Source organism: Altererythrobacter epoxidivorans (assembly GCF_001281485.1).
Lineage (GTDB): Bacteria > Pseudomonadota > Alphaproteobacteria > Sphingomonadales > Sphingomonadaceae > Erythrobacter > Erythrobacter epoxidivorans.
In genome coordinates this window covers 2,077,501-2,100,845 of the sequence record NZ_CP012669.1, presented here as the reverse complement: position 1 = coordinate 2,100,845, position 23,345 = coordinate 2,077,501, and the positions used below count along the sequence as shown (strand labels likewise).

Here is a 23,345-nt window from a genome sequence, read left to right as displayed (position 1 = left end):
TTCAGTCGGGCGTCGTGCGGGCCGGCGCGCGCGTTGGGGAGACCCGCTGCGGCTGCACCTCGGGCGTGGCGCGCGCTGGCGGATTGGCGCGCGCTGGCGGATTGGTGCGCGCTGGCGGATTGGTGCGTGCCGGGCGAGTGGTCGCGTTGGCCCTAGGGGCCGGCCGCCAGTGATCTGCCCTCAGCTTGTACTGGTGGCCGCAGGTCGTGCCCGCGTGGCAGGTGAAATCGACCCCGTTGGGCGGCAGCTGCACCTTCAGCTGTGGGAACCACACCGGCCAGTCCCAATGATGGGACCAGACAGCGATATCGACATAGACCCGTCCAACGAGACCCGGCGTCATCTGGAAGCCGAGATTGTAGACCGGATCGCTCACCGAAAAGCGGCTGTAGTGATTGTCGTTCACCGCGACCGAATAGGCCTTGCCGCTCTGGTTCATCGGAGTGAGCTTGTTGGCGACATGGTCGCTTAGGCTGAATTGAAGCCCTTCGGAGAAAAGCTCCATCTTGATCGCCGGGTGCACCTTGGCCCCGACCGGCCCGAACTGTGCGCGGCCGAGGAGCAGATCGACCTGGTCGATGGTCCGCGTCACTGGAGGCGTCGTCTGTCCGGGTGCAGGCGGTGTGAACTGACCGTTCCTGAAGGGATCGGGCAGGCGGTCGGTCAGGTCGACGCCGACATCGACCCCGATATTGCCCTGCCAATTGCCCGTCAGCTTGTAGACGACACCGGCATAGGCCTGCGCTTCTGCCACCAGTTCCTGTCCATCGAAGCGCTGCGCACTGGGAAGGCCCGCCGCTGCATATTGCTGCGTATTGGCGTTGATCGGTTTGAATTCCGGAATGAAGTAGGCCTTTTCCTGCCTGTTCTGGTGGCTGTACCTCCACGTGCCATCCATCTGCAGGGGCAGTCGCAAACCGAAGCCGTAGCCGAAGCCGGCATAGGGTTCGACGTAGTAGGTGCGCTTGCATCCGAGCAGGCACCAGGCAACCGTGATCGAAACACGTCGGCGCCATTCATGGCTGCGCCCGAGCGTAAAACCCGTCAGGTAAATCTCGCGGTCGATCGCGATATCCTGCGTGATGTCGAGAGCCGGGTTGGCCTGGAAATCGGTCATGCCCTGCGGACGTGTTGGTACCGTGCGCAGGTCCGTCGGCCGCGACGGTGCCGGCGGCGAGGATTCCGCTTCTACCCCGCCTGCGGCGAGCACGCGCGCATCGATTGCATCGCGGTCGATGGCAGCTTTCACCAGCTCGAAATCGGCACGCGGCGGACGCACCGCCTTGCCGAAGGTCGGCTGGGCCTTGATCCGCAGGTCCTGCGCTTCAAGGTTGGGGACGAACATCACCTCTTCGATGGCAACTTCGGCGCGGCCAAGCATTTCCGCCTGGAGCTGCTCGTCGGATAGTGCAGCAAGGCGATTAGCCTCTGCTTCACCTACCTGGGCGACGATCTGTGCGCGTCCCGGTCCCGACAATGACTGGCGCAGCTGCGCAATATCGGAATCGATTTCGGCCTGCTGTTCGGCAACGGCTCTGTCCGATGCCGCGATAGCCCGGCTGCGGGCCGCAGGATCGGCGACATAGCGAGCCTGGTCGGCGCTATCGGCAAATCCTGCCTTGCGCTGGCTGTCAGTCTTGCGGGTGAAGCATTCGACACCCTTCGATTCCACCGTCCTACGCTTGCCGGGGTCGGTGCATGCGCCCGGCTGCAACTGGTATGCGAGGAACTGGCGCACCACGATCCCTTCGGGGATTTCCGCGACCTCGAAAGTGTCGGCCTGCACGGTTGCCAATTGCGGCGCCGTTCGCAGGCGTTGCGCGACATTGATGGGTGACGCGGGATTCTGCAGCACGGGGCGCATGTCGGCAGTTCCCTGCTTCAGCTGGACGATCGGCTGGGCACGAACCGACTGGATCGTCATCCTCTTCTGCACCGGTCGCTGGCGGAGCAGGGCTTCGGTGCTGCGTGCTTTCAGGATCGTGGAATCGGCCGGTGCCTGAACCTGGAGCTCTGCCGGACGCTCAAGCTCCGTGCTTTGCACCTGCGACCTGCTCAGGGTCGCCTGCTGCGCGCTTGCCGTGGTGGCAATCGCAATGAGTGATACGAATCCGGCGATTGGTATTCGACGAAACATAGGTCCCTCCCATGACTGTCCCGCCATGCCGCAACGCAACTGCGGATGGCACAGCGATGCGCGACCTATTTTCGTTGTGAGGGGAGGCTAGCCCACGCTGCGCGCAGGAACAAGCTGCGCGGTTAACCTAACCGGCGAGCGACTGCATTCGCTTGAGATAGCGCGCAAGCACGTCGATCTCGAGGTTAACACTGTCGCCTTCCTGCAGCGAGCCGAGCGTCGTGACTTCGCCTGTGTGGGGAATGATGTTCAGCGCGAATCGGACATCGCCATTGGCTTCGTCATGGACCTCGTTGACGGTCAGCGACACGCCATCGACCGTGATCGAGCCTTTTTCGGCGACATAGGGCGCGATGGCCTTGCCGGCGAGGATTTCGAACCTGTCCGACCCGCCGACATCGCGCCGCAGGGCGATGCGTCCGACCGCATCGACATGGCCGGTCACGATGTGGCCGCCCAGTTCATCGCCCATGCGCAGGGCGGGTTCGAGATTCAGCCTGCGCCCTTCGCGCCATTGGTCCTGGGCCGTACGGCTGACGGTTTCGGCGGAGATATCGACCGCGAACCACGCGTCACCTTCCTGGCCGCCGCGATCTACGACCGTCAGGCAGACGCCCGAGCAGGCGATGGAGGCACCGATGTCGATGCCTGCCGGATCCCACGGGCACGAGATGACTGCACGCAGGTCGCCGCGATCCTCCACGCTGGTGACGCTGCCGATTGCTGTGACGATACCAGTGAACACTCAGTCATTCTCCTCGCGAATGCGCTGATAGGCGGCGAATTCGTCGCTGCCAAGCTGGCGGCGATCGGTCATGCGCCAGCGGCCATGCGCTTCGGGCAGGCTGCCGAGGCCAATATCGCTAATGGCGTGCAGACCTTCGCCGATGACGATTGGCGCGCGGTAAATTTCGATGCGATCGACAAGGTCGGCTGCAAGGAAGCTGGCAGCAGCGCCCGCTCCCCCTTCGACGTAGAGGTACTGAACGCCTTCGAGGCGTGAAATCTGCGCAGGATCATTGAAGACAGTAACACCGTCGGGGGCCACCCCCCGGCTCAGCAGCACGCGTTTGGGGCTGCGTTCTGCGAGGCCGGGCAGGCGAACGTCGAGCCGGGGCTTGTCGCTGCGCCAGGTGCCTCCGCCGACGAGGATCGCGTCCTGTCGGGCGCGCCGGGCATGGACATGGGCGCGGGCTGCCTCTCCGGTGATCCACTGGCTTTCGCCATCAGCGCGGGCGATGCACCCGTCCAGCGACATGGCGAGTTTGAGCGTGACGAACGGGCGCCCTTCGCGCTTCGTCATGAGATATCCGGCAAGGCTGCCTCGCGATGCATCGTCGTCCAGCAGGTCGACTTTAATTCCGGCCTGTCTGAGCCGTTCGACCCCGTCGCCCGCAGTGCGCGGATCGGGATCGTGCTGGCCAATCACGACACGCTCCAGCCCTGCTTCGGAAGTGATATCCGCGCAGGCCGGTCCGCGTTCCGACCGGTGCGCGCACGGTTCCAGAGTCACATAAAGCGTCGCCCCGCTCGCAGCCGAACCCGCCTCGCCAAGGGCATGCGCTTCTGCATGTGGCCTGCCGCCCGGCTGGGTCCAGCCACGGGCAATGACATGTCCGTTTTTGACCAACAGCGCGCCGACCGCCGGATTGGGCCGGCTCAGCGGGCGAGCGCGTGCCGCCAGCCTTGCCGCGGCAGCCATCCAGCGCAGGTCATCGCTCGGTGTCGGCAACCGTCGCTTCCGGGTTTTCGGCAGCGGATCGTGCGGCCTCCTCGCGCGCACGGTCGGCTTCGATCTTGGCTTCCATGGCGTCGACATCCATACCGCTTGCACGGCCAAGTTCGCGGTACATTTCGCGCTTCTGCGCCTCGATCTCTTCCAGACGGGCGCGAAGTTCGTCCTTGCGCTGCTGGTTTGCCTCGTTCGAAGCTGCAATTTCTGCGTCGGTACGATCTGCCGCGAAGCTGGTAATGTAGGTCACGTTGGGCCGTTCAGGCGGAGCATAAACCGTTTCCGATGTCGCCCAGTACAGCACGGCACCGATCGGGATGATCGACGCGATCAGGATCGGCCAGCGATAGGGATTGGGCCGGGTAAACTCGGACCAGAAATCGGCCAGGCCGGGGCCGGGATTGAAACGGGATTTCGAAAGCATGCCCTTGAAATAGGGTGCTGCGCGCAAAAGTGCCAGAGAAACGGTCTGCGGCGCGCCGCAGGACGTCAGTTATACTGGACGCTGATTGGTATCCGCCCGCGCAGGACCCCGCCCAATGCAGTGGCAGTATCGGTGTAGAGCGTGCCCGAAAACTCGAACACGAGCTGGCCGTTCACATCGAGCACCGGCAGTGCAGAGAGGCTGGTCACGATGTCGCGCAGTTCGGCCTGCCCGCCTGCGGGATCGGCCATTGTGATCGTGGTCGGCATGACGATCTGCAGCGCCCGGTTGGGCGATCCGGTGACGACAGCCCGTCCGGTCACGGCAAAACCGCCGAGGTCGTCGAGACCCCCGAACATGATCTTGTCGCCAGTGCTGAGGTCGAGGACCGCGTGGCCCACGCCATCACCGACGAGGACGAGCCTGCCGAAGTCGATATTGGTCTGGACGGTCAGGACGACCGGCTCGGTCGTGCAATTGGGATTGTTGATCTGGACGTTCGTGTTGAGTTCGCAAGGGGGAGGTTGACCCTTGTTTTTCCCACGCTGCGCCAGCGCCTGGTCCGCAGGTAGCGGAAGGGCGAGAAGCGCGATCGCCAGAAGGATGGCCGCACGGAACATGACCTGAATCTAGAGAAACAGGGTAAACGAAGTGTTACGTATCGTGCCGGATGCCTATCCGAAGCTCGCGTAAAGCCCGCGGCCGTTCTGTTTCAGCCAGGCGTCGGCTGCAGCAATGTCGTCTTCGAACAGGTCGCCGAGCATCGCGTGGAATGCGGCACTGTGGTCGAAATGAACCAGATGGGTCACTTCATGCGCCACGACCGAACGCCGCACCATGTCGGGTGCCTGCACCAGCCGCCAGTTGAGCCGGATCCGTTGCCGGTCCGAACAACTGCCCCAGCGCCGCTGGGCGCGTGACAGGCCGACGGCCACCGGCTCAAGATCGGCCCGCGAGCAATAAAATGCGACATCATCCTCGAACAGGCGCAGCGCCTCCTGCTCCAGCCATCGCCTCAGCCGCGTTTCGAGCGAATGCTCCGGACCGCCCAGCGTGACCTCGTTTTCGTTGAGCGCGGGCAGGCGCGGCAGGTCCCGGTCCCAGGCGATCCGCAGCGTCCTGCCGCGATAGGTGAGCATGCCATCGGGGGCTGGCGCGGCGCGGGGGGGGAGCTTGGCGAACTGGCTCGCCAGCCAGTCACGGCGCGCATGGGCAAAGGCGATCGCTTCGGAACCGCGTGCCCATTTCGGCAGGGTGATCCTGACTTCGCTGCCGTCGGGCGCGAGCCGCATCGTCAACCGGCGCGCACGCGGGTGGCGGCGCAAGGTGATCGGCACGGTTTCGCCATCGAGCTCGATCTCCGGCTCGATCATCTCGCGGCGGAGCCAGTCTATCACCAGTCCCACTCCACGATGTGATGTTCGAGCGGCCCTGCATCGTATTCGCTGATCACCCTGCCAGCGACCGAAACCCCGGCGCGCACCACGGCCTCCGGATCGCCGGACAGCAAATGGTGCCACTCATACAGCGGCTTTCCCTCTGCGCGCAGGCGATAGGCGCAGGTCTTAGGCAGCCATGGCACATCGTCCATGATGCGATAGGTCAACCGCAGGCAATCGGGCACGAAGACCTTGCGATTGCGATAATCGGTGCAGCGTCCGGTCGAACAGTCGAGCAGCTTGCAGGCGACATTGGTGTCGGCAATTTCGCCGGTATCGGCATCTTCGATCTTGTGCAGGCAGCAGCGTCCGCAGCCGTCGCACAAGGCTTCCCATTCCGCCCGGTTGAGCTCCTTGAGCGGCAGCTCCCAGAAGCGGTCTCTCAGTTCACCCATTTCGCCAGTTCTTCGGCGACCGCATCGGGCCCCTGGTCGGTCGGCAGCGTCGCCAGCGGTTCGCCCTTGGGCCCGAACAGATAGACGATGGCGGAATGGTTCACGAGATAGCCGCCGCCCGGCGTATCCTCTCCGCGCGAATAGAATACGCGGAATGTGTCTGCAGCAGCCTTCACCTGCTCCGGCGTTCCGGTCAGACCGATCATGCGGTCCGAAAAGGCCGAGGCGAACTGGCCGACAGCCTCGGGCGTATCGCGTTCCGGGTCGACCGATACGAAGATCGGCTGGACCTTTGCAGCGAGCTGCGGCTCGTCCTCGGCGAATTTTTCCAGCCCCTTGATGGCGCGACTGACATCGGTCGGACAGATGTCCGGGCAGAAGGTGAAGCCGAAGTAGATCATCCGGTACTGGCCGTCGAAATCGGACCAGCGCGTCAGCTTGCCGTCCTGGTTCACAAGCTCGAATTCACCGCCGATATCTGCACCTGCAAGCGGCGGTTCCATCGCCGGCGTATCGGCCGTCTGGCCGCAGGCAGACAGGGCAAGGCTCGCTGCGGCAAGCGGCATCAGGAAACAAAAACGGAAGGGGATGGGCATGGCGTGGCGGTTCATGGTCTGCTAACGGAGCGGGTTCAATGTTCTATGCAATGATTTCTGACAGGGTTTGCGAAAGGATGACAGCATGACGCGTGTCGTTATGCGCAGGATTTGGGTGGCGTTGGCGCTCGCGACAAGTGTCGTAGCCATGCCGGCCGGGGCGCAGATGTTTTCCGACAGTTACGAGTTCCTCAAAGCGGTGAAGGATCGCGATGGCGACCTCGTCACGAAGAAGCTCAGCGAACCCGGTAATACGCTGATCAATGCCCGCGACGTTACCGACGGCAAGACGGCGCTTCACGTCGTCATCGAACGCCGCGACCTCGTCTGGGTCCAGTTCCTGCTGGGCAAGGATGCCAATCCGAACATCAAGGACAAGACCGGCACCACGCCGCTGCAGGTGGCGATCAGGACCGGGTTCACCGATGGCGCAGAAGCGCTGCTGAAGGCTGGCGCCGACATCAACGTGACCGACAGCACGGGCGAAACGCCTCTGATCGCTGCGGTCCACCGCCGCGATACCGCCCAGATCAGGATGCTGCTGGAAAATGGCGCGAACCCCGATCGCAGCGACAATTCAGGGCGGACCGCGCGCGATTACGCCAATCTGGCGATCAGCAACAAGGCGATGCTCGACGAGTTCGAGCGGGCCGACGCCAGCAAGTCCGACAAGAATGCGGCCGGCAATTACGGGCCGTCGTTCTGAATATGGTCGATGGGGCACCCGACTATGCCGACATGACGCTGGACGAGCTGCGGCTCGCCTTGGCGCCGGAGGTTGCAGCTTCTGCCATTTTCGATGGCTGGACAGAGGCCGCCTTGGTGACGGCTGCCGAAATGGCCGGCGCCAATCCCGATGTGGCCAAGCTGGCCTATCCCGGCGGCGCGATGGACATGATCGAAGCGTGGATCGACAATATCGATCTTGCGATGGTCGCCGCTTTTCCGCCGGATCGCATTGCCACCATGAAAATCCGCGAGCGCATTCGCTCGCTCGTCGCATTCCGGCTTGAAGCCGTGACGGGTCTGGAAGAAGCCCTGCGCCGGGCAACCGCGATCATGGCCATGCCGCAGAATGCGCGCCGCGCCGTAAAGACCGGGTGGCGCAGCGCCGATCACATGTGGCGGCTCGCAGGCGACACTGCGACCGATTACAATCATTATACGAAACGCGCGATTCTGGGCTCTATCTACGCAGCCACGCTGTCAGTGTTTGTCGAAGATCAAAGCGAGGGCAAGCAGGATACCTATGCTTTCCTCGACCGGCGAATCGACGGGGTCATGCGTTTCGAGAAGGCCAAGGCGAAATGGCTGAACCCGCAGCGCGAGACTTTCAGCGTGACCCGGTTCCTCGGCCGGCTGCGCTATCCCTCCCGCTAACGCAATCGGGTTATTGATAATCAGTTGCAATTAGGGCTGCGGCATGGCAGCGCAATCCGCATGACGCTCGACCATCTGCCCCGCGGCAAAAGCGCCATCATTACCTCTGTCCGGTGGGACGACCTCGCGCCCGAGGAAGGGCGCAGGTTGCGCGCGCTGGGTATCGATGAAGGCACCAGCATTTCGATCGCCCATCGCGGCGTGTTTGCCGGTGCCGATCCGATTGCAGTCACGATCGGCCGCATGACCGTCGCCATGCGGCGGGTCCATGCGATGGCCATGACGATCGAGGTGGAAGGCTCCGCAGTATGACCGGTTTGAAAAAGGTCGCGCTGGTCGGCAATCCCAATGCCGGCAAGAGCGCGCTGTTCAATGCGCTGACGGGCGCGCGGCAGAAGATCGCGAACTATCCCGGCGTAACCGTCGAACGAAAGGCAGGGCGCGTCACTTCCGCTTCGGGCCAGCCGTTCGAGCTGCTGGACCTGCCGGGCAGCTACAGCCTGTCGGAAACGACCAGCCCCGATGAAGAAGTCACCCGCAAGGTTGTCTTGGGAGAACTCGAGGGCGAGGGCGCTCCCGACATTATCGTGCTGGTACTCGATGCCGCCAATCTGCAGCAGCACCTCGTTTTCGCGCAGGAAGTCATCCAGCTTGGCAAGCCGACGGTCGTCGCGCTCAACATGGTCGACCTCGCCAAGCGCGACGGCCTGGTCCTCGATGCCGACGCACTGTCGCACGCTCTGGGCGTGCCGGTCGTGGAAACGGTCGCCGTCAGGCGCCGTGGCCTCGAAGGGCTGCTGGCAAGCATTTCCAGCTTCGATTCGAATGACCACACGTTCGATGACGAGCGGCTTTCATCGCATCTGACACTGCCCGAACGGCGGCTGGCGGCAAAGAACATCGCCAAGGCGGCGATCCTTTCCGAAAGCGGCACGCATCGCTTGCATACCGGCCTCGACCGGGTGCTGCTGCACCCGTGGATCGGGCCGGTGATCCTGTTCGGATTGCTGTTCGTCGTGTTCCAGGCCGTGTTTGCATGGGCCGATCCCTTCATCGGGCTGATCGAGCAGGCGACCGAAGTCGTGGCAGGCGTTGCCGTGGCGAACATGCCTGAAAGCTTCGTACGCGATTTCCTGACAGAAGGGGTCATCGCCGGGGTCGGATCGGTGATCGTCTTCCTGCCGCAGATCCTTATCCTCTTCCTGTTCATCCTGGTGATGGAGGCGACCGGATACATGGCGCGCGCCGCTTTCCTGATGGACCGGCTGATGGCGATGGTCGGCCTCTCGGGCCGCAGCTTCATCCCCCTTTTGTCGAGCTTTGCCTGCGCCATTCCGGGGATCATGGCGACGCGCAGCATCGCCGATCCACGCGATCGCCTGACAACCATTCTGATCGCTCCGCTGATGACCTGTTCTGCGCGCCTGCCGGTCTATGCCGTCATCATCGCCGCGGTCATCCCGGCGACCAGCGTCGGACCGGGTATCGGGCTGCAGGGCCTGGTGCTGTTCGCGCTCTATATCGCCGGGATCCTCGGCGCGATGATTGTCGCGCTTGTGCTGCGCCGGACCGTGACGAAGGGTGCCGCTTCGGGCTTCATCATGGAGCTGCCGCGCTACCAGATGCCGCACCTCGGGGATCTCCTGATCGGCCTGTGGCAGCGGGCATGGGTGTTCCTGCGCCGCGCGGGCACGATCATTTTCTCGGTAACGGTCGTGTTGTGGCTGCTGCTGACCTTCCCCAAGGCCGAGCCGGGCGAGAACCAGCTCGACGCCTCTTTTGCAGGGCAGGTTGCAAGCGTGATGGAACCGGCATTCAAGCCGATCGGCTTCAACCGCGAAATGTCGCTTGCGCTGATCCCGGCAATGGCGGCGCGCGAAGTCGCAGTTGCTTCGCTCGCCACTACTTACGCCGTCGATTCGGATGACGAGGCGGAAACCGAAAATGCATTGCGCGACCAGATCGCTGCGCGGTGGAGCCTTCCGGCGGCGCTGGCCTTCCTCGCCTGGTTCGTCTTTGCCCCGCAGTGCCTTTCGACCATTGCAGTCGCCCGGCGAGAGACAAACGGGTGGAAATGGCCCAGCTTCATGTTGGCTTACCTGTTCGCGCTGGCTTATGTGTTCGCCGGAATCACCTACTGGAGTGCAGTCGCGCTCGGATTATAGCGAAGGAAGTTTTGGATGGCCGGGTCTCTCAACAAGGTAATGCTTATCGGTAACCTGGGAGCCGATCCGGAAATCCGCACTTTCCAGAACGGCGGCAAGGTCGCCAACCTGCGCATCGCGACCAGCGAAACCTGGAAGGATCGCAATACCGGCGAACGCCAGGAACGTACCGAATGGCACACCGTCGCCATCTTTTCGGAAGGTCTGGTCGGCGTCGTCGAGCGTTTCCTCAAGAAAGGCTCGAAGGTTTACATCGAAGGCCAGCTGCAGACCCGCAAGTGGCAGGACCAGTCGGGCAATGACCGCTATTCGACAGAGGTTGTCATCCGCGGCCTCAACGGCACGCTGACGATGCTCGACGGAGCCAGCGGCGGCGGCGGTGGCGGTGGCCAGCGCGGCGGCGGTTATGGCGGTGGTTCGGGTGGCGGCAACGGCGGTTCGGGCGGTGGCTGGAACCAGGGCGGTGGCGGCTCGGGGGGCAGCCAGGGCGGCGGCTCGAACTACGACGATCTGGACGACGACATCCCGTTCTGATCGGGACATCTCGGGTCTGATCTGGAGCGGCCTGTGTGCCGCTCTGTACCCTTTCAGTCCTTCTTGAGTGCTGCGAGCGCTTCGGCCAGCGGGCCGCTCGGCGCCTGTTCCTCATCGCTCGTAATGCCAGCTTTTCTGCGGGCTTCGTCGGCACCCGGCCCTTCGGCATAGGGGTCGATCGCGAGGCCAAGCGACTGTGCGACCGCTTCGCCGAGATCGAAACTGTCGCCCGAATATTCGATCTCGTCGCAATCGTCGGGGCTCAGCTCGATCTCGATCTCATCGTCCTCTTCGACAGGGGCGGCAAGACTGCCTTCCTCGACGAATCGGAACATCAGCGGCTCATCGACCTCAACCGCAAAATCCTCTCCGGAAATGGCGCAATTCTGCGTGATTCTAGCCGATAAGCGACCTGTCGCAACGATCGCCTTGCTCTCCTTGTCGAGAGTGATCTCGGCGTGAAGCTTTTCGATCGAAGTGATGCCGAAACGCCGGGCGAGCGCCTCGCGTTCTGCCTCGCTGGCATCGATGATGACCGGTGCACCCGGAAGCTGGCGGACCTTGATCGGGCGTGCGATTTCGCTTTTCGTCATGCCGGGATCTCCGCTGCAATGAGCGTCTCGTCATCGATTTTCGCGAGGCTTCCGGCAAGCGCGAGAAGCCGTTGTGCCACGCACTCAGCTGAACCAGTCTCGGTGAAATTCGTATTACGTTCGACCGCAGCAGCTAGCCTTTCTGCATCGCCTGCCTGCAGCGCTGAGCGATAGGCACCGAGCCTGCCGCCGAGCACGCTCATCAGCTTGCCCATGCGCTTGCCCACGACCACATCGTTCGTGCCAAGTTCGCGCAGCTGACCTTCCATATCCTCGACAAACAATTCGGCCAAAAGGGCGCTCTCGGCGCGCAGGTCACTGGCTTCGACGCGCACCATCACCACCGAAAGGACTGAGGTGATCATGTCGAAACGGCCTGCGACGCTATCGGTAACGCCGCAATCGGCATACCATTCGGGCTGGCGCGCAATCTCGATGATCCGGTGCCACAGCGGGCGAAGCCTCTCCCTTGGATCGGGTTCTGTTCCCAGCAGCTTCGACAAAAACGACATCGTACAACTTTCCCAGCAGGCGGCGTTCAGCCGCAATTCAATCGACCCTATCAATGGGTCTATGCCCAATGGCGACAATTCGCGGCGTTGCAAGCTGCGCTTGGCCGCCGTAAGGCACTTTGCGATATAGGAACGGTTGGGGTGCAGGCAACGCGCTCATGCCGGATTACGAAAAGGTTTGCAGATCGATGGATAGGGCGAAAGCTTTCAAGTTGGGCTTGGTAATGGCGGTGGGCGTTGGCTTGGCTGGCTGCTCCTCCATCCGGGAACAGCGCGGCTATCGGGTCGATCCCGTTCTCCAGACCTCGATCCAGCCCGGTGTCGACAATCAGCAGTCGGTTGCCGGCACGCTCGGTCGCCCGAGCTATGTCAGCGAATATGGCGATCAGACCTGGTATTACATTACCAGCGTGACCGCACGGAAGCCCTTCGTGCGGCCCAGCATCCAGAGCCATTCCGTCCTCGCCGTCTCTTTCGATGAAGCTGGCAATGTCGCGGCAGCAGACATCACCGGCATAAACAACGTGGCGCGGATCAGCCCGGATGGCGCTGAAACGCCGACCCTGGGCAGGGAGCGCGGCTTCCTCGAAGACCTGTTCGGCAACATCGGCCAGGTCGGTTCGGCCGGAATGGGTGCACCTCAGTAAATCTCCTGCTGCGAGACTGAACTCCGGCACGCCAGCTTGACCGCAGGCGTGCGCACCCCATATCCCGCTTCATGAGCGAGGAAAAAGCGAGCCACGGCCTGATCCAGTGGCACGGCACGACCATCATCGGCGTCAAGAAGAACGGCAAGACCGTGATTGCGGGCGATGGCCAGGTTTCCATGGGCAATACGGTCATGAAACCGAACGCCCGCAAGGTCCGCCGGATCGGCGAGGGCGGCAAGGTAGTCGCCGGTTTTGCCGGGGCCACGGCTGACGCTTTCACCCTGTTCGAACGCCTCGAAAAGAAGCTCGAACAATACAGCGGTCAATTGCTGCGCGCAGCGGTCGAACTGGCCAAGGACTGGCGCACGGACAAATACCTCCGAAATCTCGAAGCCCTGATGATCGTGGCCGACAGCGAAAGCCTGCTGGTCCTGACGGGCAATGGCGACGTGCTCGAACCCGAAGCCAAGAACGATTCGATTATCGCCGCGATCGGTTCGGGCGGAAACTACGCGCTCGCCGCAGGCCGGGCGCTCGCCGCATACGAGGAAGATGCCGACACCATCGCCAGAAAGGCGATGGAGGTTGCGGCCGATATCTGCGTTTTCACCAACGGCAATGTCACTCTCGAAACAGTCTAAGATCTACCGGAAAACATGACCGACAACCTCACACCCAAGGCAATCGTCGCCGCGCTCGACGAACATATTATCGGCCAGAAGGACGCGAAGCGCGCCGTCGCCGTGGCGCTGCGCAACCGCTGGCGGCGCCAGCGGCTCGGGCCGGACCTTCGCGACGAAGTGACGCCCAAGAACATCCTGATGATCGGGCCCACGGGCTGCGGCAAGACCGAGATCAGCCGCCGTCTCGCGAAGCTGGCCGAAGCTCCGTTCGTCAAGGTCGAGGCAACCAAGTTCACAGAAGTCGGCTACGTTGGCCGGGACGTCGAACAGATCGCACGCGACCTTGCCGAGGAAGCCATCCGTCTCGAGAAGGAACGCCGCCGCGAGGCTGTTCGCGAGGCAGCGTCGGAAGCCGCGATGGAACGGCTGCTCAATGCGTTGGTGGGCGACAATGCCAGCGAAGCGACGCGGCAGGCCTTCCGGGACCGGATCGTCGAGAATGCGATGAACGATACCGAGGTCGAAATCGACGTGCAGGAAGCGCCCTCGATGCCCTTCGACATGGGCAATATGGGAGGCAATGTCGGTATGATCGACCTGTCGGACATGTTCGGCAAGGCGATGGGCAAGAAGCCCAGCAAGCGCCGCAAGCTTAAGGTTCCAGAGGCCTGGGACAAGCTGGTCGACGAAGAAGCCGAAAAACGCATGGACCAGGACGACGTTGCCCGGGTCGCGCTCCAGAATGCAGAGACCAACGGGATCGTATTCCTCGACGAAATCGACAAGATCGCGGTTTCGGACGTGCGCGGCGGCAGCGTCAGCCGCGAAGGCGTGCAGCGCGACTTGCTGCCGCTGATCGAAGGCACCACCGTCAGCACCAAATACGGACCGATGAAAACCGACCACGTGCTTTTCATCGCATCGGGTGCGTTTCATGTGGCCAAGCCATCGGACATGCTCCCCGAATTGCAGGGCCGCCTGCCGATCCGGGTGGAACTGCGTGCCCTGACCGAAGAAGACTTCGTGCGTATCCTCACCGAAACGCGCGCAAACCTTGTGCAGCAGTACAAGGCGCTGATCGGTACCGAGAAGGTCGAACTCGACATTACCGAGGACGCGGTCGCGGAAATCGCCAGGATCGCTGCGCAGGTTAACGAGAGCGTCGAGAATATCGGTGCTCGCCGACTGCAGACCGTGATGGAAAAACTGCTCGAGGAAATCAGCTTTGATGCAGAGGATCACGTCGGCGAGACGGTCACGATCGATGCCGGATACGTGCGCGACAAACTGGCCGTGCTCGCTGGCAATAGCGATCTGAGCAAGTACATCCTGTGACACAGCCTGTTTCGGACCGGGGCGAGATGCTGGCGCAGATGTCGCCGCAGCTCGACCCGGTGCGATACTGCTTCGTCGTGATTTCACCGGACATAGCGCCGCAGGCGCTGGGCGCAGCGATCGCCACGTTCCGCGAGGACGAGGGCGTAACCGCCATCGTTCCCGAGAGCGTGGCGCGCGAGCTGGGTGATGACGGGCCGTCGATGGCGCGCATCACGCTGATGGTGCATTCCTCGCTCGAAGGCGTGGGGCTGACCGCTGCCGTGTCAGGCGCGCTCGCGGATGCAGGGATCGCCTGCAATATGGTCGCGGCCTTTCACCATGACCATGCCTTCGTGCCTGCCGCGCGTGGCGAAGATGCGCTCGCCATCCTCGAAAGGCTATCTGCAGATCAGGGGTGAGGCGCTAACCCGATTTCGACACCGGTCTTGTCGGTCAGCGCGAATTTGTCGACGAGATCGCTGCTCGCGCGGTTGAGGCCGACGACCTGCACGCTGCGACCGTGACGGCGCATCCGCTCCACGACCTTGTCCAGTGCGCCCACCGCGCTGATGTCCCAGAAATGCGCTTTCGAAACGTCGATGATGACGTGGTCGGCGGGATCGGGCATCGCGCCTTCAGGGCCGAGCGCCGCTTCGAAGCGTTCGACGCTGGCGTAGAAGATCTGGCCCTTGGCGCGGTACACCGCCTTATCGCCCTGACGCTCGCGCACGACCTCGAACATGGTCATCACCTTGTGGGTGAAGAACACGCCCGACAGGATCACGCCTGCCAGAACGCCGAGGGCGAGGTTGTGCGTCGCGACCACGACCACGACGGTGGTGACCATGACGACGCTCGACTGCCACGGGTGCTTGCCGATGTTGGGAATCGAGTTCCACGAGAACGTCCCGATGCTGACCATGATCATGATCGCCACCAGTGCCGGCATCGGCACCTGGCCTACGAGGTCGCCAAGTACGGCGAGCAGGATCAGCAGGGCGAAACCTGCGGTAAAGGTGGACAGGCGTCCGCGCCCGCCGCTCGTCACATTGATGACCGACTGGCCGATCATCGCGCAGCCGCCCATGCCGCCGAAGAACGCCGCTACGATATTGGCGACGCCCTGACCCGCGCTCTCGCGGCGCTTGTTCGAACCTGTATGCGTCATGTCGTCGACGATCTGCGCGGTCAGTAGCGATTCGAGCAGGCCGACTGCCGCCATGGTGGCGGAATAGGGGGCGATGATGAGCAACGTTTCCCAAGTCAGCGGCACGTCAGGCAGCATGAAATAGGGCAGGCCTTCGGGCAGTTCGCCCATGTCGCTTACCGTGTTGACCGGTGCATTGATGTACATGCTCAGCGCGGTCAGGACGACGATTGCGACGAGTGGGCTGGGGACAGCTGTCGTCACCTTCGGGAAGAGATAGATGATCGCCAGCGCGGCTGCGACCATCGCATAAGTTTCCCAGCCAACGTTCGTCAGCTGCGGCAGCTGCGCCATGAAGATGAGGATCGCGAGCGCGTTGACGAAGCCCGTGATGACCGAACGACTGACGAACTGCATCAGCAGGTCGAGCCGGAGCAGCGCGGCGATGCCCTGGAAAATGCCCATCAGGATGGTTGCGGCGAACAAATATTCGACCCCGTGATCGCGCACCAGCGGCACGACGACGACCGCAACTGCAGCCGTCGCTGCACTGATCATGCCCGGACGGCCGCCGGTGAAGGCAATGACCATGGCGATCGCTACCGAGGCATAGAGGCCCACGCGTGGGTCCACGCCTGCAATGATCGAGAAGCCGATTGCCTCCGGGATCAGGGCGAGCGCGACGACGAGGCCGGCCAGCATGTCTGCACGGATGTTGGAGAACCAGTCGCGTTTTATCGCGCCGAGGTTGGGCATGTTTCTGTCCAGATATCTAAGGAAGGGCGCTTGCTCGCGCCAGGAATGGCTGCGCGCTACTTAGCTCTTGTGCAGTGCAACACAACCCCTCGCGACCTTAGCGTTGGTCGATCACCGTCGGCGCTTTGAATATATATGTCCCGAACGCGGTTGAGGTTTGACGCCGCAGAGGCTCTACTCCTGGCTCGATTTTCGATTTCGAGGGGACGCAATTCCAATGTTCAAGTCATTCCTGATGGCGGGCGCGGGCGCTTTCGCCCTGACGCTGCCGATGCCGGCCTTGGCAAATCACCACAAGGCAGGCGAAAGCACCGACGCAGCAACGCTTTCAGCGCCAGAGATCGAGTTCACTGAATGGACGCTCGACAATGGCCTGCGGGTGATCGCGATCGAGGATGACACCACCGCCACCGTTTCTACTTCGTTATGGTACGGCGTCGGCGGCAAGCACGATCCCGAGGGTCGGAGCGGCTTTGCCCACCTCTTCGAGCACATCCTAAGCCGCAAGACCGAGAACATGTATTACAACATGATCAACGGGCTGACGGCGGATGTGGGCGGAACGCGCAATGCCTCCACCGGCGGTGACCGCACGAATTACTACGAGATCGTCCCCGCCGAATATCTCGAAGCAATGCTGTGGACCCACCGCGAACGGATGGCGAAGCCTGTCATCGACCAGGAAGTGTTCGACCGCGAACGCGAGGTTGTGAAGGAAGAACTGCGTCAGCGCGTCTATGCGCCGCCTTATGGCCGCCTGCGCTTCGTGATCGCGGAAAACGGTTACGACGTGCTCCCCTATCGCCGTTCGGTGATCGGTTCGCTCGACGACCTGAACTCGGCGCAGCTCGACGATGCCCGCGCCTTTCACCAGGCCTATTACGGGCCCGATACGGCAACGCTGATCGTGGCGGGCAATTTCGACATGGAAGAGCTGCGCGCCATGGTCGCCAAATATTTTGGCGACATTCCGCGCCGCGCCAATCCCGTTTCGCTCGAAATCGGACTCGAAGAGCCGGTGCGCACCGAACCGCGCAGCATCGTGGCAACGGCACCCAATGTCCCGCTGCCTGTAACCGGTACGATCTGGAAAGCACCCTCGAGCAACAGCGAGGATGCGCCCGCTCTCGACGTATTGTCGGCCATAATGTCGCGGGGAGAGAACAGCCGCCTGCATGAGGCGCTGGTGCGCAGCGGCAAGGCGGTCGATGCCAGCTTCTCTTATTCGGAAGACGCCGATGGCGGTTATGTCGCCGCCTATGTCATTACCAATCCGCAGGCCGACGTGGACGAGGTCGAGAAGGTGCTCGCAGGCGAGATCGACCGGCTTCGCACTTCGCCTGTGTCCGAGGCCGAACTGACCGAAGCGAAGAACGAATTTTTTGGCAGCGCCCTGCGCCGCCGTGAAACGGCCAATGGCCGGGCCTTCGAACTGGGTGAACTGCTGGTGGCGACCGGCGATCCGCGTGCTGCGGACAAGCGGCTGGCGGCGATGGCCAAGGTGACCGCGCAAGACGTCCAGCGCGTCGCGCAAATGTGGCTCGACACCCAATCGCGCGTCGATTTCCGTTATGTGTCGGGCGAAGACGATCCGTCTTCCTACGCCAATCCGGTTCCTCTGCCGACCTATCGCACCCTGCCGGCTGCAACAGGTGAGCCGCGCAAGGTCCTGCCCGAAGGCGAACGCGAAGCGCCCCCGGGGCCGGGCGAGCGGCCGCAGGTGGCCCAGTCCGCCATTGTGAATGCGACCCTCGAAAACGGGATCGAAGTCGTGGCGACACAGACCACCGACGTCCCGATTGCGACGATGACTGTCCTTTTCCCCGGCGGTGCTTCCACCGATCTCAGGGCCAAGGCAGGTGTGGCGCAATTCGCTGCACAGCTCGCTGACAAGGGGACCAGCAACCGAAGCGCGCAGGAAATCGCAGCCAAGCTCGAAAGCCTCGGCGCAAGCTTCGGCGCGAGCGCATCGACCGACGGAACCTATCTGAGCCTTACGGCCCCTGCTGCGAATTTTGCGGCAGCCGGCGAGGTGTTGGCCGAAATCGTTACGTCTGCATCCTATCCATCCGAAGAGTTCGACCGCGAGCGCAAGCGCGCCATCGACGGGCTTGCCATCGAGATGAAGGACCCGGGCGATATCGCCGGCAAGCTTGTTCGCCTGTCGCTCTATGGTGATGCGCCCTATGGCTCGCTTCCAGGCGGCACGATTGACAGCCTTGCCCAGACCACGCGCGAGGACCTGATCGATCACCGCCAGAAGTGGTGGCACCCGTCCCGTGCCAAGATCATCGTTTCTGGAGGTCTTGCGACCGACGAGGCGACTGCGCTCGCGGACAAGCTGCTGGGATCCTGGAAGGGTAGCGGCAATCCACCGGCGCTGGTCCTCGACCCGGCAGGCGAGGCTCAGCCGGTCCGCACCATCGTGGTCGATATTCCGGATGCTGGCCAGGCTGCCGTTTATGTCGCGACCCGTGCCGTGCCCCGCTCGGACAAGGCCTATTACGCTCTCGATCTCGCAAACTCGGTCTTGGGCGGCGGTTCCAATGGCCGGTTGTTCGAAGAGGTCAGGACCAAGCGTTCGCTGAGCTACGGCTCCTATTCCTCAGTGCCCGACAGGGCCGACGATTCGTTCCTAATCGCCACCGCGCAGACGAAGAACGAAACGGCGGATGAAGTCGCGCAGATCATCCTTGGCGAACTGGGCAAGCTGGGCACCGAACCCTTGACCGAAGATCTGCTGGCGAAGCGCCGGCTCTATCTTGCAGGCAATTATGCCCGCGCTCTCGAGAACAGCTCCGGCTTCAACTCGATTGTCGCAGGATTGATGATGCAGGGTATCGAGCCTGCAGAAGCAGCCCGGTACGCCGAACGCCTCGCTTCCGTGAGCGCGGAAGACGCGTCGGATGCAGCGCGGCGATATGCCGACCCGGCAAAGGCGACGCTCATCATCGTCGGCGATGCAAAGCAGTTCATCGACGATGTGAAGGCCATGCGCGAAAATGTCGAAGTCATCCCGATCGACGATCTCGATCTTTCGCGGACCGACTTGCGCAAGGCAGCAGCCGAGTAAATATGATTGGCGTGGGCGCGGCTATTGGGCCGCGTCCCGCTCGTCTTCCCGTTCGGCTGCCTGACGCGCCCACATGTCAGCGTAGAGATCGCCTTTTGCGAGCAAGGCCTGGTGGTTTCCCTGCTCCGCGAGCTTGCCGTTTTCCATCACCAGTATGTTGTCGGCATCGGCAATTGTCGAAAGCCTGTGGGCGATCGCGATACTGGTGCGCCGGGCCGATACGCGGCGAAGGGTGGCGAGGATTTCCTGTTCGGTCCGGCTGTCGAGTGCGCTCGTCGCTTCGTCGAGCAGCAGGATGGGGGGGTTCTTCACCAGCGTCCGGGCGATGGCGACCCGCTGCTTCTCCCCGCCCGAGAGCTTGAGCCCGCGTTCACCGACCTCTGTATCGAAGCCATTCGGCAGTTTTTCGATGAAGGGCAGGATTGCAGCACCAAGGGCGGCCTGCCTGACGTCGTCCTCTGTCGAGCCGTGGGCGCCATATCCGATGTTATAACCGATGGTGTCGTTGAACAGCACGCTGTCCTGTGGAACGATGCCGATGGCAGCCCGCAGGCTTTGCTGGGTGACCTCGCGGATATCCTGCCCGTCAATCAGTATGCGCCCGCTCCACGGGTCGTAAAAGCGGAAAAGCAGCCGCGCGATCGTGCTCTTGCCCGCACCAGACGGTCCGACGATCGCCGTGTGCGAGCCTGCCGGAACCTCGAAGCTCAATCCGTGAAGGATGGTGCGATCGGGCTCGTAGCCGAACACGACATTGTCGAAAACGATGGAAGGTTGGCGGATCATCAGCGCCGGGGCACCCGGCCGGTCGGTCACTTCAACCTCTGTATCAATCAGCTTGAACATTTCGCCCATGTCGATCAGCCCCTGCCGGATCGAACGATAGACGAAGCCCAGCATGTCGAGTGGGCGGAACAACTGGGTGAGATAAGCCTGTACAGCGACCAGGTCGCCGACTGTCAGCACGCCCTTCGACCATTGCCAGACGGAAAAACCGAGGGCGAAAAGCATCAGGCCATTCATCACGAACGCCTGCGCGATATTCAGCAGACCGAGCGAGTTCTCGCTCTTGACGGCAGCCTCTGCATAGGCGCGGGCTGCACCGGCGTAGCGTTCTTCCTCGCGTGCCTCGGCACCGAAATATTTGACGGTCTCGTAATTAAGCAGCGAGTCGACCGCTCGCGAAAGCGCGGTGCCGTCGAGCTCGTTCATCCGGCGGCGAAGGGCGGTACGCCATTCGGTGATCCAGCGCGTCACCATTATATAGATTGCGACGGTGATGGCCGTGGCAACGACCATCTCCACGCCAAACATCGTGTAGAAGATTACGCCGAGTGCGGTCAGCTCGACCACGGTCGGTGCGATGTTGAACAGCAGGAAATAGAGCATCGTGTCGATGCTCTTGGTCCCGCGCTCGATCGTTTTCGTGACCTCGCCCGTACGGCGGGAGAGATGGAAGCGCAGCGAAAGCCGGTGCAATCGGGCAAAGACATCTTCTGCCAGCTTGCGGGTTGCGTCCTGCCCGACACGCTCGAAAACGATATTGCGGATGTTGTCGAAGCCAACGCCCATGAACCGCCCGATCGCGTAGGCTGCCGCGAATCCCAGCGCGACCCAGAGGACATCGTCACCAATGTCACCGCCTTGCCCCGACATGGTGTCGACCACGCGCTTCAACGCAAGCGGAGTAAGGAGGATGACGGCCTTGGCGCAAAGGACCAGCAGCATCGCGCCAACTATGCGCGCGCGTAGGTCGGGTCGGTCCTTCGGCCAGAGGTAAGGCAGGAACCGCCGCAGCGTGTGCCAGCCATCGGCCTCCAGTGGGCGGTTTTCTCCGGTATCAGGCGGCATCAGGCGCCCGATGTGGGCGCTATGCCGCGATCAAGCAAGGCGCCTAGCTTAAAGCCCGGTATTATATCGCCGTGAACGCCAGTCGGTTTCGAGGCCGCGGGGCAGGTCGAACAGCACTTCGTTCGAAGAGAAGTCGATAGCCACTCGCCTGAACATCCTGAGATGCTGCATGCCGAGCCAGAGAACCGGCTTGTCGTCGAGACCCATTGCCTCGAAGGCAGGCGTATCGATGAAAGTCACCGGCACGTTGGTGAGCGCGATGCGCTGCAAGACCAGACGCTTCACGAGAGAAGCCTCTCCTTCTGCAGAGACACCATGCACGTCCTGCGTGATGACGTCTTGCCTTTGCCGCATGCGCAGCTTTTCCTTCAAAGCCATGTTGCCGAGACTGGCCTGGGCACCTGTGTCGATGACGACTGTCGTGCGCACACCATCAAGAACGGCGTCGGAAATGATCAGCTGCTTGTCATGGCGGCGACCGCTTACGATGATCTCGTAACCGCGATTGGAATTCTTGAGAGTGCTGGTGTCGACGACCTCGATCATGTCCTTGCGGAAATCGATGATGACCCGCAGGTCCTGCAGGCTGTCGAGCCCGATGATGCCGTCTGCACCCACATGCTCACGCTCCAGCACCGGAGCAGCAAGGTTGTAGATCTTGCGGCTGCCCATCTGCAGTTCGTCGATCTCGACCAATTCCACTGGCCGAGTGCTGGCCATGCCGATCAGCCTCGCAGTGCCGAGCGGGGGGAATTGCAGCTGCTCGCTGATCTCCCTTGTAACGACGGTAGCCTGTGCGCCGGTGTCGATCATGAAATCGTAGGGACCGGCCCCTGCAATGCTCACAGGCACGGTAAGGCGTGAATGCGCATCCCGATCGAGTGCCAAGGTTTCGGATTGGACATCGCTCGGTTCCGGAGCGATCGGCTGGGCTTCACGCTTGTCGGAAGCGGTTCCGACGAGGGCCGCTGCCAAGAGCGGCGAGAACCATAGTTGGTGCATCCTCTTATTCCCCTATTGGGGCAGCCCGCCCAGCCCAACGGGCCGCTGTTATGTAGGACGCAGACTATACCATCGGTTGACCGTCTCTCCAAACGGACAATCACGTGCCCGCACGCATGGCCCGTCAGGGTTGGGCGCTCTGGCGATTGAGCAGCATGTCGAGAGTCTCGCGGACGAGGCGCGGCCAGAAGAACCACAGGGTCGCTATATATGTCAGTGCGCCGACCACTGCATTCCAGGCGAGCTCGAGCGGGGGCAGGTCGAAGTGGGTCAGGTTTTGCACCAATGTCACGCTTATCGCCATTACGATGCAGGACAGGGCAATGGGGGTCAGCTGCTTCGCCAGGTCCAGCGGCTTCACTCCGATACGGGGGAGGGTGAGCGACAAGGTAATGGTCAACAGCAAGGGCGCTGCCACCCACCACGCATGGACCAGGCCCATGGCACCATTTGCCGAACCCCAGAGAAAGAGTGCCGGCATAATGAAGGCGCCGGTGATGCTGGTCCCAAGATAGACCTTGGGCCGCCCCATCGCATTCGTCGTGGGGGAGCAGATCAGGTGCAGCGCGAAGAACGGCATCGCCAGCGCCAGGCCATGGACGATGGGAATCATCTCCGCCCACTTTTCGCCGAAGAGCGAAAGGATCGCGGATTCGGCGGTCAGCGACAGTCCTATATATATAGGTGCGACCACCATCAGCACGGTGCGGGCGGTGCGGACGAAATAGGGGCCGAGCGAACGTCCGGCTCGGCTCAGTTCGGAATAGGCCGCCATTGCCACTTCGTTGATCGGCGGCAGGAAGCGGCCGGTAACGATCAGGGTCAGGAACAGCGATTCGGAATAGAGGCCGAGATCGTGGGTCGACATGGTGCGGCCCGCAATGACGATGTCGCTCTGGCTCTGGATGATCCAGAACAGCTGGCACAGCGTCAGCGTCCCGCCGAAAGTCACGAGATCGCCGGCACCGCGCGGGTCGAATACGGGGCGCACCAGAAGCCGCGCCGCAACCGACAGGCCA

General features: G+C 62.5%; 24 protein-coding genes (1 of these 24 running past the window's edge). 10 read left to right on the top strand and 14 right to left on the bottom strand.

Annotated features, from left to right (window positions below):
- Window position 1 precedes the first annotated feature (1 nt).
- The 8 genes from AMC99_RS10470 to AMC99_RS10435 all read right to left on the bottom strand — a co-directional run bounded on the left by AMC99_RS10470 (window position 2) and on the right by AMC99_RS10435 (window position 6,738).
- Complete coding sequence (locus AMC99_RS10470) at window positions 2-2,137, bottom strand: hypothetical protein (protein WP_061926331.1); 2,136 nt, start codon at window positions 2,135-2,137, stop codon at window positions 2-4.
- A gap of 127 nt (window positions 2,138-2,264) precedes the next feature.
- Window positions 2,265-2,882 carry a riboflavin synthase gene (locus AMC99_RS10465; protein ID WP_061926329.1) on the bottom strand — a complete coding sequence of 206 codons (618 nt, stop codon included), beginning with the start codon at window positions 2,880-2,882 and terminating at the stop codon, window positions 2,265-2,267.
- Window positions 2,883-3,839, bottom strand: coding sequence for a bifunctional diaminohydroxyphosphoribosylaminopyrimidine deaminase/5-amino-6-(5-phosphoribosylamino)uracil reductase RibD (gene ribD / locus AMC99_RS10460; protein ID WP_083440230.1), 957 nt, complete (start codon window positions 3,837-3,839; stop codon window positions 2,883-2,885).
- A gap of 10 nt (window positions 3,840-3,849) precedes the next feature.
- Window positions 3,850-4,293 (bottom strand): hypothetical protein, encoded by a 444-nt coding sequence (locus AMC99_RS10455; protein WP_061927936.1) that lies wholly within the window; start codon window positions 4,291-4,293, stop codon window positions 3,850-3,852.
- A 65-nt stretch (window positions 4,294-4,358) separates the two neighbouring features.
- Window positions 4,359-4,913, bottom strand: coding sequence for a DUF4402 domain-containing protein (locus AMC99_RS10450; protein WP_061926324.1), 555 nt, complete (start codon window positions 4,911-4,913; stop codon window positions 4,359-4,361).
- Between the two features lie 54 nt (window positions 4,914-4,967).
- On the bottom strand, window positions 4,968-5,690 hold the full coding sequence (locus AMC99_RS10445; RefSeq protein WP_061927934.1) for a M48 family metallopeptidase: 723 nt from the start codon (window positions 5,688-5,690) through the stop codon (window positions 4,968-4,970).
- The gene (locus AMC99_RS10440; protein WP_061926322.1) at window positions 5,687-6,127 is read right to left on the bottom strand and encodes a YcgN family cysteine cluster protein; all 441 of its coding nucleotides are present in this window, start codon (window positions 6,125-6,127) and stop codon (window positions 5,687-5,689) included. The genes AMC99_RS10445 and AMC99_RS10440 overlap by 4 nt, the downstream gene beginning before the upstream one ends.
- Window positions 6,115-6,738 (bottom strand): SCO family protein, encoded by a 624-nt coding sequence (locus AMC99_RS10435; protein ID WP_232301386.1) that lies wholly within the window; start codon window positions 6,736-6,738, stop codon window positions 6,115-6,117. The genes AMC99_RS10440 and AMC99_RS10435 overlap by 13 nt, the downstream gene beginning before the upstream one ends.
- A 70-nt stretch (window positions 6,739-6,808) precedes the next feature.
- On the opposite strand from AMC99_RS10435, the gene AMC99_RS10430 reads away from it, so the two are divergent.
- The 5 genes from AMC99_RS10430 to ssb are packed head-to-tail and all read left to right on the top strand — an operon-like array spanning window position 6,809 to window position 10,802.
- The gene (locus tag AMC99_RS10430; protein ID WP_061926320.1) at window positions 6,809-7,429 is read left to right on the top strand and encodes an ankyrin repeat domain-containing protein; all 621 of its coding nucleotides are present in this window, start codon (window positions 6,809-6,811) and stop codon (window positions 7,427-7,429) included.
- A 2-nt stretch (window positions 7,430-7,431) separates the two neighbouring features.
- A complete protein-coding gene (locus AMC99_RS10425; RefSeq protein WP_061926318.1) occupies window positions 7,432-8,103 on the top strand; it encodes a COQ9 family protein in 672 nt (223 codons plus the stop codon).
- Between the two features lie 60 nt (window positions 8,104-8,163).
- Window positions 8,164-8,415 (top strand): FeoA family protein, encoded by a 252-nt coding sequence (locus AMC99_RS10420; protein ID WP_061926316.1) that lies wholly within the window; start codon window positions 8,164-8,166, stop codon window positions 8,413-8,415.
- The gene (gene feoB / locus AMC99_RS10415) at window positions 8,412-10,268 is read left to right on the top strand and encodes a ferrous iron transporter B (RefSeq protein WP_061926314.1); all 1,857 of its coding nucleotides are present in this window, start codon (window positions 8,412-8,414) and stop codon (window positions 10,266-10,268) included. The genes AMC99_RS10420 and feoB overlap by 4 nt, the downstream gene beginning before the upstream one ends.
- 15 nt (window positions 10,269-10,283) lie before the next feature.
- Window positions 10,284-10,802 (top strand): single-stranded DNA-binding protein, encoded by a 519-nt coding sequence (gene ssb / locus AMC99_RS10410; RefSeq protein WP_061926312.1) that lies wholly within the window; start codon window positions 10,284-10,286, stop codon window positions 10,800-10,802.
- 53 nt (window positions 10,803-10,855) lie between these two features.
- On the opposite strand, the gene AMC99_RS10405 is transcribed toward ssb, so the two are convergent.
- Window positions 10,856-11,395, bottom strand: a complete 540-nt coding sequence (locus AMC99_RS10405; protein ID WP_061926310.1) for a YceD family protein — start codon at window positions 11,393-11,395, stop codon at window positions 10,856-10,858.
- On the bottom strand, window positions 11,392-11,907 hold the full coding sequence (locus AMC99_RS10400) for a ubiquinol-cytochrome C chaperone family protein (protein WP_061926308.1): 516 nt from the start codon (window positions 11,905-11,907) through the stop codon (window positions 11,392-11,394). The genes AMC99_RS10405 and AMC99_RS10400 overlap by 4 nt, the downstream gene beginning before the upstream one ends.
- A 224-nt stretch (window positions 11,908-12,131) precedes the next feature.
- On the opposite strand from AMC99_RS10400, the gene AMC99_RS10395 reads away from it, so the two are divergent.
- The 4 genes from AMC99_RS10395 (at window position 12,132) to AMC99_RS10380 (ending at window position 14,916) form a co-directional block, all read left to right on the top strand.
- On the top strand, window positions 12,132-12,554 hold the full coding sequence (locus AMC99_RS10395; RefSeq protein WP_232301385.1) for an outer membrane protein assembly factor BamE: 423 nt from the start codon (window positions 12,132-12,134) through the stop codon (window positions 12,552-12,554).
- 71 nt (window positions 12,555-12,625) lie between these two features.
- Window positions 12,626-13,198 (top strand): ATP-dependent protease subunit HslV, encoded by a 573-nt coding sequence (gene hslV, locus AMC99_RS10390; RefSeq protein WP_061926303.1) that lies wholly within the window; start codon window positions 12,626-12,628, stop codon window positions 13,196-13,198.
- Window positions 13,199-13,213: 15 nt separating this feature from the next.
- Window positions 13,214-14,515, top strand: coding sequence for an ATP-dependent protease ATPase subunit HslU (gene hslU / locus AMC99_RS10385; RefSeq protein WP_061926301.1), 1,302 nt, complete (start codon window positions 13,214-13,216; stop codon window positions 14,513-14,515).
- The gene (locus AMC99_RS10380) at window positions 14,512-14,916 is read left to right on the top strand and encodes an ACT domain-containing protein (protein WP_061926299.1); all 405 of its coding nucleotides are present in this window, start codon (window positions 14,512-14,514) and stop codon (window positions 14,914-14,916) included. The genes hslU and AMC99_RS10380 overlap by 4 nt, the downstream gene beginning before the upstream one ends.
- Here the strand turns inward: AMC99_RS10380 and AMC99_RS10375 are convergent.
- Window positions 14,907-16,400 (bottom strand): SulP family inorganic anion transporter, encoded by a 1,494-nt coding sequence (locus AMC99_RS10375; RefSeq protein WP_061926297.1) that lies wholly within the window; start codon window positions 16,398-16,400, stop codon window positions 14,907-14,909. The genes AMC99_RS10380 and AMC99_RS10375 overlap by 10 nt on opposite strands.
- A 217-nt stretch (window positions 16,401-16,617) precedes the next feature.
- Between AMC99_RS10375 and AMC99_RS10370 the strand changes: the two genes are divergently transcribed.
- On the top strand, window positions 16,618-19,473 hold the full coding sequence (locus AMC99_RS10370) for a M16 family metallopeptidase (RefSeq protein WP_061926295.1): 2,856 nt from the start codon (window positions 16,618-16,620) through the stop codon (window positions 19,471-19,473).
- Between the two features lie 21 nt (window positions 19,474-19,494).
- Here AMC99_RS10370 and AMC99_RS10365 read toward each other — a convergent pair whose 3' ends face one another.
- The 3 genes from AMC99_RS10365 to AMC99_RS10355 all read right to left on the bottom strand — a co-directional run.
- Entirely contained in the window at window positions 19,495-21,324 is a 1,830-nt protein-coding gene (locus AMC99_RS10365) for an ABCB family ABC transporter ATP-binding protein/permease (protein ID WP_061926293.1), read from the bottom strand.
- A gap of 48 nt (window positions 21,325-21,372) precedes the next feature.
- Window positions 21,373-22,326, bottom strand: coding sequence for a retroviral-like aspartic protease family protein (locus AMC99_RS10360; protein ID WP_061926291.1), 954 nt, complete (start codon window positions 22,324-22,326; stop codon window positions 21,373-21,375).
- Window positions 22,327-22,450: 124 nt separating this feature from the next.
- Window positions 22,451-23,345: the 3' portion of a lipopolysaccharide biosynthesis protein gene (locus tag AMC99_RS10355; protein WP_232301383.1), read on the bottom strand. 497 nt of this gene lie beyond the right edge of the window; 895 of the gene's 1,392 nt are visible here — the last part of the coding sequence; the start codon falls outside the window, past its right edge; the stop codon is at window positions 22,451-22,453.

What these genes read in the sequence shown, in the direction of transcription:
- AMC99_RS10470 (WP_061926331.1), bottom strand. Translation starts at nt 2,137, where the DNA reads ATGTTTCGTCGAATACCAATCGCCGGATTCGTATCACTCATTGCGATT.
- ribD (WP_083440230.1), bottom strand. Translation starts at nt 3,839, where the DNA reads ATGGCTGCCGCGGCAAGGCTGGCGGCACGCGCTCGCCCGCTGAGCCGG.
- AMC99_RS10455 (WP_061927936.1), bottom strand. Translation starts at nt 4,293, where the DNA reads ATGCTTTCGAAATCCCGTTTCAATCCCGGCCCCGGCCTGGCCGATTTC.
- AMC99_RS10450 (WP_061926324.1), bottom strand. Translation starts at nt 4,913, where the DNA reads ATGTTCCGTGCGGCCATCCTTCTGGCGATCGCGCTTCTCGCCCTTCCG.
- AMC99_RS10440 (WP_061926322.1), bottom strand. Translation starts at nt 6,127, where the DNA reads ATGGGTGAACTGAGAGACCGCTTCTGGGAGCTGCCGCTCAAGGAGCTC.
- AMC99_RS10435 (WP_232301386.1), bottom strand. Translation starts at nt 6,738, where the DNA reads ATGAACCGCCACGCCATGCCCATCCCCTTCCGTTTTTGTTTCCTGATG.
- AMC99_RS10430 (WP_061926320.1), top strand. Translation starts at nt 6,809, where the DNA reads ATGACGCGTGTCGTTATGCGCAGGATTTGGGTGGCGTTGGCGCTCGCG.
- AMC99_RS10425 (WP_061926318.1), top strand. Translation starts at nt 7,432, where the DNA reads ATGGTCGATGGGGCACCCGACTATGCCGACATGACGCTGGACGAGCTG.
- AMC99_RS10420 (WP_061926316.1), top strand. Translation starts at nt 8,164, where the DNA reads ATGACGCTCGACCATCTGCCCCGCGGCAAAAGCGCCATCATTACCTCT.
- feoB (WP_061926314.1), top strand. Translation starts at nt 8,412, where the DNA reads ATGACCGGTTTGAAAAAGGTCGCGCTGGTCGGCAATCCCAATGCCGGC.
- ssb (WP_061926312.1), top strand. Translation starts at nt 10,284, where the DNA reads ATGGCCGGGTCTCTCAACAAGGTAATGCTTATCGGTAACCTGGGAGCC.
- AMC99_RS10405 (WP_061926310.1), bottom strand. Translation starts at nt 11,395, where the DNA reads ATGACGAAAAGCGAAATCGCACGCCCGATCAAGGTCCGCCAGCTTCCG.
- AMC99_RS10400 (WP_061926308.1), bottom strand. Translation starts at nt 11,907, where the DNA reads ATGTCGTTTTTGTCGAAGCTGCTGGGAACAGAACCCGATCCAAGGGAG.
- AMC99_RS10395 (WP_232301385.1), top strand. Translation starts at nt 12,132, where the DNA reads ATGGCGGTGGGCGTTGGCTTGGCTGGCTGCTCCTCCATCCGGGAACAG.
- hslV (WP_061926303.1), top strand. Translation starts at nt 12,626, where the DNA reads ATGAGCGAGGAAAAAGCGAGCCACGGCCTGATCCAGTGGCACGGCACG.
- hslU (WP_061926301.1), top strand. Translation starts at nt 13,214, where the DNA reads ATGACCGACAACCTCACACCCAAGGCAATCGTCGCCGCGCTCGACGAA.
- AMC99_RS10375 (WP_061926297.1), bottom strand. Translation starts at nt 16,400, where the DNA reads ATGCCCAACCTCGGCGCGATAAAACGCGACTGGTTCTCCAACATCCGT.
- AMC99_RS10370 (WP_061926295.1), top strand. Translation starts at nt 16,618, where the DNA reads ATGTTCAAGTCATTCCTGATGGCGGGCGCGGGCGCTTTCGCCCTGACG.
- AMC99_RS10365 (WP_061926293.1), bottom strand. Translation starts at nt 21,324, where the DNA reads ATGCCGCCTGATACCGGAGAAAACCGCCCACTGGAGGCCGATGGCTGG.
- AMC99_RS10360 (WP_061926291.1), bottom strand. Translation starts at nt 22,326, where the DNA reads ATGCACCAACTATGGTTCTCGCCGCTCTTGGCAGCGGCCCTCGTCGGA.